Source organism: Stenotrophomonas maltophilia, assembly GCF_002799155.1.
Taxonomy (GTDB): Bacteria; Pseudomonadota; Gammaproteobacteria; order Xanthomonadales; family Xanthomonadaceae; genus Stenotrophomonas; species Stenotrophomonas maltophilia_R.
This window is the reverse complement of sequence record NZ_NERD01000002.1, coordinates 400261-412786: the sequence shown is the minus strand read 5'-3', so window position 1 is coordinate 412786 and position 12526 is coordinate 400261. Positions and strand designations below refer to the sequence as shown.

Genomic DNA, 12526 nt, shown 5'->3' with positions numbered 1-12526 from the left:
GTTGCGTCCGCAGGTGCAGGGCTGCAAGCCCTGCCGAAAACCCCTTACCGCACTTGTTCCTGCTTGCGCACGATCGCCATTGCGATCTCCAGCGACTGCTCGTAGTTCAACCGCGGGTCCACCGTCGAACGATACGCGCGCTCCAGATCACGCTCGGTCAGTTCGCGCGCGCCACCGGTGCACTCGGTCACGTCTTCGCCGGTCAGCTCCAGGTGCACACCGCCCAGTCGCGTGCCTGCGGCCGCATGCAGATCGAACGACATCTCCACTTCGCCGCGAACGTTGTCGAAGCGGCGCGTCTTGAAGCCGTTGGCGGTGCTTTCGGTATTGCCATGCATCGCATCGCACACCCACAGCACGCGGCGGCCATCGCGCTTGACCGCGTCCAGCAGCGGCGGCAGCTTCTCGGCAATCTGCGCTGCCCCCATGCGATGGATGAAACTCAGTCGGCCCGGCTCGTCATGCGGGTTGAGCACATCGATCAGGCGCAGGAGCTGGTCCGGCGTCACCGACGGGCCCACCTTGATCGCAATCGGATTGCGCACGCCACGCAGGTACTCCACGTGCGCGCCGTCGATCGCGGCCGTGCGCATGCCGATCCACGGGTAATGCGTGCTCAGGTTCAACCAGCCCTGCTGGCGCGGCACCTGCCGGGTCAGCGCCTGCTCGTAGGGCAGCAGCAGCGCTTCATGCGAGGTGTAGAAGTCGATGCGGTTGAGGTTGTGCACGCGGGCCCCGGCCAGGGTTTCCATGAAGTGCACTGCATCACCGATCGACGCCACCATCTTCTGGTACTCGGCAGCCAACGGCGAATGGCTCACCCATTCCAGGTTCCAGTACTCGGGGTGGTGCAGGTCGGCGAAGCCGCCATCGATCAGCGCACGCACGAAGTTCATGGTCATCGCCGAATGCGCGTGCGCCTGCAGCATCCGTTTCGGATCCGGCAGCCGCGCCGCTTCGGTGAACGCCGGCGCATTGATCACATCACCGCGGTAGCTGGGCAGTGTCACACCGTCACGGGTCTCGGTATCAGCCGAACGCGGCTTGGCGTACTGGCCGGCAAATCGGCCAACGCGGATCACCGGCTGGCGCAGGCCGTGCACAAGTACCAGGCTCATCTGCAGCAGCACCTTCAACCGGTTGGAAATGGTGCCCGATTCGCAGTCGCTGAAATTCTCAGCGCAATCGCCGCCCTGCAACAGGAAGCGCTTGCCTTCCTGCGCCTCGGCCAGCTGCTGCTTCAGGGCCAGGATTTCCCAGGATGTCACCAGCGGCGGCAACCGCTTCAGCTCGTGCAGGGCGGCGTCCAGCGCCACCGGGTCCGGGTAGGTCGGCATCTGCAGCGCGGTCTTGCCACGCCAGCTCTCCGGCGACCAGGCAGCGCCATCGGCGGTCGCGGCAGGATCGGGGACAGGCGAAACGGCGGACAGGCTCATTGCAGACTTCCGGAGGTGGGGGACGGTCATGGTCGCAGAGCCGACCGCTGTCGCAAAGGGCCAGGCGCCGTCTGCACATGGCTGAACGCCGGGGAAAGTGCATCGCGATCGGCCACAAACCGCATGGCCACGGCCTCCCGGACAGGCGCATGATTCGCCACGCACTGTTACGAAGTAACAACCCCCACCGGCCCCTTCCACAGCCCCTCTGCCATGAAACCTTCCCTGCTCGCTACCGGCATCACCTTCGCCCTGACTCTGGCCAGCCTGCCCTCCCTCGCCGTGGCCGCCGATGCCGCCCCGGTGAAGGACCTCGACACGGTCACCGTCAGCGCCCAGCTCGACCAAGCCCGCAATGCGCTGTCGCCGGACATCGGCAGCAGCCAGTACCAGATCACCGCCGAGGACATCCAGAAGCAGCCGCTGGGTGCCTCCGCGCCGCTCAGCCAGGTGCTGCTGCAGGCCCCGGGCGTCGTCCAGGACTCCTATGGCGGCGTGCACGTGCGCGGCGACCACGCCAACCTGCAGTACCGCATCAATGGCGTGCTGCTGCCCGAATCGATCTCCGGCTTCGGCCAGACCCTGGATGCCCGCACCATCAAGAGCATCCGCCTGATGGACGGCGCACTGCCTGCGCAGTTCGGCGAGCGCACCGCCGCGGTGGTCGACATCACCACCCGCAGTGGTGCCGAGCTCGGCAATGGCGGCAGCGCCGGGCTGACTGTGGGCTCGTTCGGCAAGATCAATCCGAATGCATCGTGGTGGGGCAACCAGGGACGCTGGAGCTGGTTCCTGACCGGCAACTACGACCAGAACGAGGTCGGCCTGGAGAATCCGACCAGCTCGCGCAAGCCGCTGCACGACGACACCCACCAGGGCAAGGCCTTCGCCGACCTGACCTACCTGGTCAACGAGAACACCCGCCTGAGCGTGTTCGCCGGCTTCGCCAACAACCGCTTCCAGATCCCGGTCAATCCCGGCCAGACCCCGCAGTTCGGCTACCTGGACACCACCACCTTCGACTCCAGCCAGCTGGATGAAACCCAGCGCGAGACCACCCGCTTCGGCATGCTGGTGCTGCAGGGCACGCTGGGCAGCAGCGCCTACCAGCTCTCGGCCGGGCAGCGTTACAGCGATGTCGGATTCAACCCGGATGTGGTGGGCGATCTGGTGTTCAGCGGCGTCGCCTCGCAGGTCCAGCGCAGCAACCGCGCCAACACCCTGCAGGCCGACGTCTCCACCCCATTGGGCAGCGACCACACATTGCGCTACGGCCTGTACGGCAACTACGAAAACGCGCGTGCCAGCAACAGCAGCTGGGTGTTCCCGGTCGATGACGCCGGCCAGCAATCCAGCACCACGCCGCTGCTGGTTCCTGACCGCAGCGCCTTCCATGCCAGGACGCTGGCGTTGTACGTGCAGGATGAATGGAAGATCGGTGACGACTGGACCGTGAACTACGGCCTGCGTGGTGATCGCTACAAGGCCTTCGGCCACACCGAGGGCCAGCTCAGCCCGCGCGTGGGCGTGGTCTGGAATGCCAACGAGAGCACCACCGTGCACGCCGGCTATTCGCGCTACTTCACGCCACCGGCCAGTGAGCTGATCGCCAGCAGCGATATCGCCCTGTACGACGGCACCACCAACCAGCAGCCCAGTGGTGGCAACAACGTACCGCTGGCCGAGCGCAGCGACTACTACGACATCGGCGTCTCCCAGCAGCTGGGTGAACACCTGACCCTGGGCCTGGACGCGTACGACCGCCGTGTTGCGCGCCTGCAGGACGAAGGCCAGTTCGGTGCCGCCTATATCTACTCGACATTCAACTACCGCCGCGGCCACATCCGTGGCCTGGAGTTCAGCGCCGACTACAGCAACGGCCCGTTCAGCGCCTACTTCAACGCGGCTTACAACAAAGCGATCGGCACCCAGGTCATCACCAGCCAGTACAACCTCGACCCCGATGCGCTGGCCTATGTGGCCAACCACTGGATCCACCTCGACCACGACCAGAAGCTGACATCGTCGGGCGGGCTCAGTTACGCCTTCGCCGGGCACAACCGGGTCGGTGCCAACTACGTGTTCGGCAGCGGCCTGCGTTCGGATATCGAGGGCGTGCCCAATGGCGGCGAGCTGCCGTCGTACCTGCAGGTGAACCTCAGCGCCGGGCACGACTTCAATGCCGACAGCGGCCATCCGCTGCACGTGCAGCTGGCCGTGATCAACGCATTGGATCGCAGCTACCAGCTGCGCGATGGCGGCGGGGTCGGCGTGTTCGCCCCGCAATGGGGACCGCGCCGCGGCGCCTACCTGAGCCTGCAGCAGGACTTCTGAGGACAGACCGTGGTAGTGCCGGCCGCTGGCCGGCAGCTACGGAACGCTGCCATCATTCATGGGGTTGCCGGCCAGCGGCCGGCACGCCCTTGCTTCAGCGCCTGACCTTGCGCAGCGACACCACCAGCGCCCACAGCGCCAGCAGCACGAACCACACGCCTGACCACATCGGCATGGTCAGGCCCAGGAACGTCCAGTCGATGTTGCCGCAGTTACCGGTACCGGTCAGCACCGTGCGGAACACTTCCAGCGGCCCCATGGTCTCGCGCAGGAAGCTCAGCGGCGGGCCGCAGGTCGCGCCCATCTCCGGCGGCAGCATCTGCACGTAGACATGGCGTGCGGCGATGCCTACACCGACTGCCGCGGCAATGAAGGCCAGCACGCCGTAGGTCGCACGACCGGGACGGTTGGACGGCCCGTGCAGTGCACCGATCAGGAACAGCAGGCCCAGCGCGGCAAACGCCAGGCGCTGGAAGATGCACAGCGGGCATGGCTCCAGGCCCATCTTCAGCTGCAGGAAGATCGCGTAGCCGAGCAGGCCCGCGCAGATCAGGAAGCCCAGGAAGAACTGGGCGCGGAAGGGCCAGCGCAGTGGATTCATCGTCAACGCTCGAATGGATCAAGGCGCCAAGCGTAACCGAGTGCGCACGCCATTCGAACCGCCACAGGTGACGCTCGTCGGAACGGTGCGGGTCGGATCCGGCCCACGGAAACGCAAAAGCCCGGCAGAGGCCGGGCTTTCGCTGTGTCGCGTTGGAGCGGTCCGATTACTCGGCCACTTCCTCGGCCACGACCGGACGGTCAACCAGCTCGACGTAGGCCATCGGCGCGTTGTCGCCGGCGCGGAAGCCGCACTTCAGCAGGCGCAGGTAGCCGCCCGGACGGTTCGCGTAGCGCGGGCCCAGGATGGTGAACAGGTTGCCCACGGCTTCGTTGTCGCGCAGGCGGGCGAAGGCCAGACGACGGTTGGCGACGGAGTCGACCTTGGCCAGGGTGATCAGCGGCTCGGCAACGCGGCGCAGTTCCTTGGCCTTCGGCAGGGTGGTCTTGATCAGCTCGTGCTTGAACAGCGAGGCGGCCATGTTCTTGAACATCGCTTCGCGATGGGCGCTGGTGCGGCTGAACTTACGGCCAGACTTCTGGTGACGCATGGTGATATTCCTTGGTTAATGATGAGGCTGTGCGGATCGTTGTCGCCATCCTGGCGTTGTTGCGCGGACTGCGGTTGGTCCTGGCCATCCGTCCTGGACGACCTGCCCGCGAACCTTCGTTCGTCGTGGCATGTATGTTGCGTTGAAGGCCCCACCGCGAACGGTGGAGCCTTCAGGCATTACCGATATCAGCCCAGCATGCCGTGGCTGGCGACGCCGGCCGGCGGCCAGTTCTCCAGCTTCATGCCGAGGGACAGGCCGCGCTGAGCCAGCACTTCCTTGATCTCGGTGAGCGACTTCTTGCCCAGGTTCGGGGTCTTCAGCAGCTCCACCTCGGTCTTCTGGATCAGATCGCCGATGTAGTAGATGCTTTCAGCCTTCAGGCAGTTGGCCGAACGCACGGTCAGCTCCAGATCGTCGATCGGGCGCAGCAGCACCGGATCCACGCCGTTGTTGGCCGGCTTGGCCGCACCGCGGTCGCGGTGGGTGAAGTCACCAAACACCGACAGCTGGTCGCTGAGGATGTCGGCGGCGGTGCGCACGGCTTCCTCGGCGTCGATGGTGCCGTTGGTCTCGATATCGATGACCAGCTTGTCCAGGTCGGTACGCTGTTCGACGCGGGCCGCTTCCACGGCATAGGCGACGCGGCGGACCGGCGAGAACGAGGCATCCAGGACCAGGCGGCCGATGGCACGGGTTTCTTCGTCCGGACGACGACGCGCGGCAGCCGGCTGGTAGCCGAAACCACGTTCGATCTTCAGACGCATGTTGATCGCCGTATCCTTGGTCAGGTGGCAGATCACATGGTCGCCGTTCAGGATCTCCACGTTGTGGTCGACCTTGATGTCGGCAGCGGTGACAACGCCCGGGCCCTGCTTGGACAGGGACAGGGTGGCGTTGTCGCCGGAGTGCATACGGATGGCCACGTCCTTCAGGTTCAGCAGGACTTCAAGCACGTCCTCCTGCAGACCTTCGACCGTGGTGTACTCATGCAACACGCCGTCGATTTCGACTTCCGTGATGGCGAAGCCCGGGATGGACGACAGCAGCACGCGACGCAGGGCATTACCCAGCGTATGCCCGTAACCCCGCTCCAAAGGTTCGATAACGACCTTTGCACGGGTGTCGGTAAGGCGTTCGATCTGCGGACCGCGAGGACGCAGAACCTGGTTGGCGGTAACCGTCATGTTGCGGGTTCTCCTAGTGAACCCCCGGCCGTCGCCGGGGGCTCTCCAATGATGAATTACTTCGAATACAGCTCGACGATCAGCGCTTCGTTGATGTCCGCAGGCAGATCCGAACGATCCGGAACAGCCTTGAAGATGCCGGTGAACTTGCCGGAATCCACTTCAACCCACGACGGGCTCAGGTCATGCTGGGCGGCGACGGTCAGGGCTTCCTGGACGCGCAGCTGCTTGGCAGCCTTTTCGGACAGGGCGATGGCGTCGCCAGCCTTGACCTGGTACGAAGCCAGGTTGACCGACTTGCCATTCACGGTGACGCCGCGGTGCGACACCAGCTGACGGGCAGCCGGACGGGTCACGGCGAAGCCCATGCGGTAGACGACGTTGTCCAGGCGGGTTTCCAGCAGCTGCAGCAGGTTCTCGCCGGTGTTGCCCTTCTTGGTCGAGGCCTTCTTGTAGTAGTTGCGGAACTGACGCTCCAGCAGGCCGTAGATACGCTTGACCTTCTGCTTTTCACGCAGCTGGGTGGCGTAGTCGGACAGCTTGCCCTTGCGGGCAGTGGCGCCGTGCTGGCCGGGCTTCTGCTCCAGCTTGCACTTGGAGTCCAGCGCACGCGCCGGGCTCTTCAGGGACAGGTCGGCGCCTTCGCGACGGGCGAGCTTACAGGTAGGACCGATATAACGAGCCATTTCTTATCGCTCCCTTTAGACGCGACGCTTCTTCGGCGGACGGCACCCGTTGTGCGGGATAGGCGTCACGTCGATGATGTTGGTGATCTTGTAGCCGACGTTGTTCAACGAACGCACGGCCGACTCACGGCCCGGACCCGGGCCCTTGATGCGGACTTCCAGCGACTTCACGCCGTAGTCCAGCGCAGCACGACCGGCCTTTTCAGCAGCCACCTGGGCAGCGAACGGGGTCGACTTGCGCGAACCGCGGAAGCCAGCGCCACCGGAGGTCGCCCACGACAGAGCGTTGCCCTGGCGGTCGGTGATGGTGACGATGGTGTTGTTGAACGAAGCGTGGACGTGGGCAACGCCGTCGGTGACGACGCGCTTGATCTTCTTCTTGGTCTTAGCAGCGGGCTTAGCCATTTCTCAGTCCCTTACTTCTTGATCGCCTTGCGCGGACCCTTGCGGGTGCGGGCGTTGGTACGGGTGCGCTGGCCACGCAGCGGGAGGCCACGACGGTGACGCAGGCCGCGGTAGCAGCCCAGGTCCATCAGGCGCTTGATCGCGATGCCGATTTCACGGCGCAGATCGCCTTCCACGATGTACTTGCCGACTTCGGCGCGCAGGCGCTCGATTTCCGGCTCCGACAGATCGCGGATCTTGGTGGTCGAAGCAACGCCTGCGACTTCGCAGACCTTCTTCGAACGGGTACGGCCGATGCCGTAAATGCTTTGCAACCCGACCCAGACGTGCTTCTGGGCTGGCAGGTTGACGCCTGCAATACGCGCCATGACGCGGTTCTCCAGCTGAGTGATGGCCGACAGCGCGCCTCGGGCACGCCAATCCGGCAGGATGGATCAAAAAAGTGAACTAGCGATACTAACAAGGTTCCGGTTTACATGGAAGCCCGTGAAACCATTGGTTTCATGAACCCGGCCTGGGGAGTGTGCCCAGGCTCCGGCGCCGGATGGGGTTGGACCTGGGGTTTCCCCCGGGGCCGCCCGCGCTACTCCAGCGCGGGACCACCTCATCACACCCCCACCCGGAACCGCTGCGGGGGCCGCCCTTCGTTTGTGTGGCCGGAGTCCGCGAAGCGGAGAGACCATCACGTCAGGAAGACGAAAGTATAACAGGCCTATCAGCCGCGGGCAAAACCGCCGCGGTTGCCGCCCTTCAGGTTGGCCTTCTTCAGCAGGCTCTCGTACTGGTGGGACATCAGGTGCGCCTGCACCTGGGCGATGAAGTCCATCACCACCACCACCACGATCAGCAGCGAAGTACCACCGAAGTAGAACGAGGCGTTCAGCTGCGTGCGCATCAGTTCCGGCAGCAGGCAGACAATCACCAGGTACGCCGAGCCAGCGGCGGTCAGGCGGGTCAGCACGCCATCGATGTAGTCGGCGGTCGCCTTGCCCGGACGGATGCCCGGAATCAGCGCGCCGGACTTCTTCAGGTTATCGGCGGTTTCCTGCGAGTTGAACACCAGCGCGGTATAGAAGAACGCGAAACCGGTGATCAGCGCAGCGAACACGATCATGTGCAGCGGCTCGCCCGGGCCCAGCGCGTTGGCGACCTTCTGCAGGATCTGGCCGAAGCTGCTCTGGTTGGCGGCCTGGCCGGACCACATGGCCAGGGTGGCCGGGAAGGCCAGCAGGCTCGAGGCGAAGATCGCCGGGATGACGCCGGCCATGTTGAGCTTCAGCGGCAGGAACGAGGTCTGGTTCATGTACGCGTTGCGACCGCCCTGGCGGCGCGCGTAGTTGACCGTGATGCGGCGCTGGCCACGCTCGACGAACACCACGAAGAAGGTGAAGGCGAGCACGACGATGGCGATCAGCAGCAGCTGGATGAACTGGATGTTGCCGTCGCGGTAGGCGTCGAAGGTGTGGATGACCGCACCCGGCAGGCCCGCCACGATACCGGCGAAGATGATCAGCGACACGCCGTTGCCGATGCCGCGCTCGGTGACCTGCTCACCGACCCACATCAGGAACATGGTGCCGGCGGTCAGCGCGACCACGGCGGTGAGCACGAAGCCCATGCCCGGCGCATACACGACCGGAGCGCCCGACGGCGAGACCTGGCCCTGCAGGGCCAGTGCGATCGAGCCGCCCTGCACCACTGCCAGCAGCACGGCGCCGATGCGCGAATACTGGGTGATCTTGCGGCGGCCGGATTCGCCTTCCTTCTGCATCGCCTTCAGGGCGGGGAAGATGTGCACGGCCAGCTGCATCACGATCGATGCCGAGATGTACGGCATCACGTTCAGCGCGAAGATGCTGAAACGGTGCAGGGCGCCGCCCGAGAACATGTTGAACATGTCCACGATGCCGCCGCCCTGCTGTTGCATCATGGCAAGCATGGCATCGGGATTGACGCCCGGCACCGGCACGTAGCAGCCGATGCGATAGACGATCAAAGCCCCGACGACGAACAGCAAACGTTGGCGAAGTTCAGTGAACTTGCCCATTCCGCCCGCGAGGTTACCGATGCCAGCTTGCGCCATGATTTTCTTACTCCGTTACGCTGCCGCCGGCAGCTTCGATCGCGGCCTTGGCACCCGCCGTGGCAGCAATACCCTTCAGGGTGAACGCCTTGGTCACTTCGCCCTTGACGACGACCTTGGCCTTCTTGGCAGTGCTCGGGACCAGCTTGGCAGCACGCAGGGCGGCGAAGTCGATCTCACCGGCCGGCAGCTTGTCCAGTGCGTACAGCAGCACTTCAGCGGTGTCCTTGGCGATCGGCGAACGGAAGCCGATCTTCGGCAGACGACGCTGCATGGGGGTCTGGCCGCCTTCGAAGCCAGCCTTGATCTTGCCGCCACCCTTGCGGGCGAACGAACCCTTGTGGCCGCGGCCGGCAGTCTTGCCCAGGCCCGAGCCGATACCACGACCGACGCGGGTACGCTCGGTGCGGGCGCCCGGTGCCGGGCTCAGTTCATTGAGACGCAGAGTCATGGTCGATTACTCCTCAACCTGGACGAGGTACTGAACCTTGTTGATCAGGCCGCGTACCTGCGGGCTGTCCTTCAGTTCACGCACATCGTTGAGCTTGTTCAGGCCCAGAGCACGCACCGACAGGCGGTGACGCGACTGGGTGCCACGCAGGCCACGCACCAGGCGGACCTTGACAGTCTTGTTGGACTCATTAGCCATGGTTGAGTTCCTCCACCTTCTTGCCGCGCTTGGCCGCGATGCGGGCCGGCGACTGCGCAGCAGCCAGGCCCTTCACGGTGGCACGCACCAGGTTGATCGGGTTGCGCGAACCGGTGGCCTTGGCCAGCACGTTCTTCACGCCGACGGCTTCCAGCACGGCGCGCATGGCGCCACCGGCGATGACGCCGGTACCTTCCGAAGCCGGCTGCATGAACACGCGGGCTGCGCCGTGACCATCCTTGATGGTGTGCCACAGGGTGCCGTTGTTCAGGTCAACGCTGACCAGGTTCTTGCGGGCCTGCTCCATCGACTTCTGGATGGCGACCGGCACTTCGCGGGCCTTGCCATAACCGAAACCGACCTTGCCTTCGCCGTCGCCGACAACGGTCAGGGCGGTGAAGGTGAACTGGCGGCCACCCTTGACGGTCTTGCTGACGCGGTTGACCGCGACCAGCTTTTCGATCATGCCGTCGTCGATCTTCTCTTCGCGGTTACGGTCGCGATCACGACCCCGCTGCTGACGCTCTTCTGCCATGTTGATTCCTTGGTTGTTTGGGTATGTACGGCTCGAAGCCGCTTATGGTTGTGGCGTGACGCGGCGTTCCGGTGGGCCGCTGCAGAAGAGCGGCGCCGTCCAGCCTCACTCAGGCTGGCGAGCAGGCGGGCAGGAGGCCATGGCCCCCTGCCCTTGTCCCTTAGAACTGCAGGCCGGCTTCGCGGGCCGCTTCTGCCAGGGCCTTGATGCGGCCGTGGTAGCGGTAGCCCGAACGATCGAAGGCAACCTTCTCGATGCCGGCGGCCTTGGCGCGCTCGGCAACGATGCGGCCAACCTTGGCAGCGGCGTCGGCGTTCTTGCCGTTCTTCAGGCCTTCCATGACGTCGGTCTGGGTGGTGTTGGCAGCAGCCAGCACCTTGGAACCGTCGGCGGTGAAGACCTGGGCGTACAGGTGCTGGCCGGTGCGCAGCACCGACAGGCGGGCGACGCCGAGCTCACGGATGTGGGCGCGGGTCGACTTGGCGCGACGCAGGCGGGCGATGTTCTTGTTCATGATGTTTTTCCCTTGAAAGCGGAAGCGCCTAATTAGGCCTTCTTGGCTTCCTTACGGATGATGACTTCGTCGGAGTACTTCACGCCCTTGCCCTTGTACGGCTCCGGCTTGCGGAACGCACGGATCTTGGCGGCAACTTCACCGACGACCTGCTTGTCAGCGCCCTGGACCAGGATCTCGGTCTGGGTCGGGGTCGACAGGGTGATGCCTTCCGGCGCCACGAACACGACCGGGTGCGAGAAGCCCAGCGACAGGTTCAGGTCCTTGCCCTGCATGGCAGCGCGGTAACCCACGCCGACCAGCTCCAGCTTGCGCTCGAAGCCTTCGGACACGCCCTTGACCATGTTGGACAGGATCGCACGCACGGTACCGGTCAGTGCGACCAGCTCGGCGTTTTCGGTGCTCAGGGTGGCAACGCCGTTGTCGACGTTGATGGCAATACCGGCCGGCTTGGCCAGCGACAGGGTGCCCTTCGGGCCCTTGGCGGTGACGCTGTCCGACTGGACGTTCAGTTCAACCTTACCCAGGGTGATCGGCTTCTTGGCTACGCGGGACATAGTTCTACTCCTTTCGCCTTAGGCCACGAAGCACAGGACTTCGCCGCCGACGCCCAGCTGGCGCGCCTGCGCATCAGTCATGATGCCCTTGGAGGTGGAAATGATGGAGATACCCAGGCCGTTCATGACCTTCGGCAGCTCGCTCTTGCCGCGGTACTGGCGCAGGCCCGAACGCGAGAAGCGCTTCAGGGTCGCGATGACCGGCTTGCCTTCGAAATACTTCAGCACGATTTCCAGCTCGGACTTGTTGTTTTCCAGCTGGGTCACGCGCAGGTCGGTGATGTAACCCTCGTCCTTCAGGACCTGGGCGATCGCAACCTTGATCTTGGACGACGGGGCTTTCACCGTCTGCTTGCCAACCGCGGCCGCATTCTTGATGCGGACCAGCAGGTCGGCGATGGGATCAGTCATGCTCATATGAGTACCTTTGAGTGCACCGATATCCGCTTTCGCGAAAATCTGTTGTCTCCTGGAAACGGGCCAGGTCCCTTGATGCAGCGGGCCGGAAGCCCACTCCTACGACCCCGTTTGCGCAGGGCAAGACGCGGGAGTATACGCCAAAAGAGCCCGGCTTGCGCCGGGCTCCTCGGTTTTTTTGCGTCGGGAAAGCTGAATGCCTCCCCTGCCCGGTTCAGCAACCCCCGAAGGGGCGCCTGATCGCAGGGCCGGCTGGGATTACCAGCTGGCCTTGCGCAGACCCGGGACGTCGCCACGCATGGTGGCTTCACGCAGCTTGTTACGGCCCAGGCCGAACTTGCTGTAGACGCCACGCGGACGACCCGACAGCTCGCAACGGTTGCGCTGGCGGCTCGGCGACGAATCGCGCGGCAGCTTGGCCAGCTTGGTTGCGGCGTCGATCTTCTCTTCGTAGGTCGCGTCCACGGAGGACACGATCTTCTTCAGAGCCGCACGCTTTTCAGCGTACTTCTTTGCCAGCTTTTCCCGCTTGATGTCGCGGTTGACCATGGAGGTCTTTGCCATTTCGGTTT

16 protein-coding genes are annotated in these 12526 nt (G+C 64.5%); 1 reads left to right on the top strand and 15 read right to left on the bottom strand.

Going from position 1 to position 12526, the window contains the following annotated elements; all coding sequences use genetic code 11:
• Nucleotides 1–44: 44 nt before the first annotated feature.
• Entirely contained in the window at nt 45–1436 is a 1392-nt protein-coding gene (locus B9Y82_RS02400) for a class II 3-deoxy-7-phosphoheptulonate synthase (RefSeq protein WP_100471397.1), read from the bottom strand.
• Between the two features lie 213 nt (nt 1437–1649).
• On the opposite strand from B9Y82_RS02400, the gene B9Y82_RS02395 reads away from it, so the two are divergent.
• Nucleotides 1650–3770, top strand: coding sequence for a TonB-dependent receptor (locus tag B9Y82_RS02395; protein ID WP_100471396.1), 2121 nt, complete (start codon nt 1650–1652; stop codon nt 3768–3770).
• Nucleotides 3771–3864: 94 nt separating this feature from the next.
• Here the strand turns inward: B9Y82_RS02395 and B9Y82_RS02390 are convergent, their stop codons facing one another.
• The 14 genes from B9Y82_RS02390 to rpsN all read right to left on the bottom strand — a co-directional run bounded on the left by B9Y82_RS02390 (nt 3865) and on the right by rpsN (nt 12518).
• Nucleotides 3865–4371 carry a disulfide bond formation protein B gene (locus B9Y82_RS02390; RefSeq protein WP_100471395.1) on the bottom strand — a complete coding sequence of 169 codons (507 nt, stop codon included), beginning with the start codon at nt 4369–4371 and terminating at the stop codon, nt 3865–3867.
• Between the two features lie 166 nt (nt 4372–4537).
• A complete protein-coding gene (rplQ, locus tag B9Y82_RS02385) occupies nt 4538–4921 on the bottom strand; it encodes a 50S ribosomal protein L17 (protein ID WP_005408217.1) in 384 nt (127 codons plus the stop codon).
• Between the two features lie 188 nt (nt 4922–5109).
• Nucleotides 5110–6108: a DNA-directed RNA polymerase subunit alpha gene (locus B9Y82_RS02380; protein ID WP_100471394.1), complete on the bottom strand. Its 999-nt coding sequence runs from the start codon at nt 6106–6108 to the stop codon at nt 5110–5112.
• A 56-nt stretch (nt 6109–6164) separates the two neighbouring features.
• Nucleotides 6165–6794, bottom strand: coding sequence for a 30S ribosomal protein S4 (gene rpsD / locus B9Y82_RS02375; protein ID WP_004145446.1), 630 nt, complete (start codon nt 6792–6794; stop codon nt 6165–6167).
• A 15-nt stretch (nt 6795–6809) separates the two neighbouring features.
• The gene (gene rpsK, locus B9Y82_RS02370) at nt 6810–7199 is read right to left on the bottom strand and encodes a 30S ribosomal protein S11 (RefSeq protein WP_004145443.1); all 390 of its coding nucleotides are present in this window, start codon (nt 7197–7199) and stop codon (nt 6810–6812) included.
• Nucleotides 7200–7210: 11 nt separating this feature from the next.
• Nucleotides 7211–7567 carry a 30S ribosomal protein S13 gene (gene rpsM / locus B9Y82_RS02365; RefSeq protein ID WP_004154500.1) on the bottom strand — a complete coding sequence of 119 codons (357 nt, stop codon included), beginning with the start codon at nt 7565–7567 and terminating at the stop codon, nt 7211–7213.
• Between the two features lie 347 nt (nt 7568–7914).
• Complete coding sequence (gene secY, locus B9Y82_RS02360; protein ID WP_004154499.1) at nt 7915–9282, bottom strand: preprotein translocase subunit SecY; 1368 nt, start codon at nt 9280–9282, stop codon at nt 7915–7917.
• Between the two features lie 7 nt (nt 9283–9289).
• Nucleotides 9290–9733: a 50S ribosomal protein L15 gene (rplO, locus tag B9Y82_RS02355; protein ID WP_004154498.1), complete on the bottom strand. Its 444-nt coding sequence runs from the start codon at nt 9731–9733 to the stop codon at nt 9290–9292.
• A 6-nt stretch (nt 9734–9739) separates the two neighbouring features.
• Nucleotides 9740–9931: a 50S ribosomal protein L30 gene (gene rpmD, locus B9Y82_RS02350; RefSeq protein WP_005408214.1), complete on the bottom strand. Its 192-nt coding sequence runs from the start codon at nt 9929–9931 to the stop codon at nt 9740–9742.
• A complete protein-coding gene (rpsE, locus tag B9Y82_RS02345) occupies nt 9924–10466 on the bottom strand; it encodes a 30S ribosomal protein S5 (protein WP_004154496.1) in 543 nt (180 codons plus the stop codon). Before rpsE ends, rpmD begins: the two co-directional genes overlap by 8 nt.
• Before the next feature lie 160 nt (nt 10467–10626).
• Nucleotides 10627–10980, bottom strand: a complete 354-nt coding sequence (rplR, locus tag B9Y82_RS02340) for a 50S ribosomal protein L18 (RefSeq protein WP_010483976.1) — start codon at nt 10978–10980, stop codon at nt 10627–10629.
• 32 nt (nt 10981–11012) lie between these two features.
• Nucleotides 11013–11537: a 50S ribosomal protein L6 gene (gene rplF, locus B9Y82_RS02335; RefSeq protein WP_100471393.1), complete on the bottom strand. Its 525-nt coding sequence runs from the start codon at nt 11535–11537 to the stop codon at nt 11013–11015.
• A gap of 18 nt (nt 11538–11555) precedes the next feature.
• Nucleotides 11556–11954 (bottom strand): 30S ribosomal protein S8, encoded by a 399-nt coding sequence (rpsH, locus tag B9Y82_RS02330; RefSeq protein WP_005408210.1) that lies wholly within the window; start codon nt 11952–11954, stop codon nt 11556–11558.
• 258 nt (nt 11955–12212) lie between these two features.
• Complete coding sequence (rpsN, locus tag B9Y82_RS02320; protein ID WP_005408209.1) at nt 12213–12518, bottom strand: 30S ribosomal protein S14; 306 nt, start codon at nt 12516–12518, stop codon at nt 12213–12215.
• Nucleotides 12519–12526 lie beyond the last annotated feature (8 nt).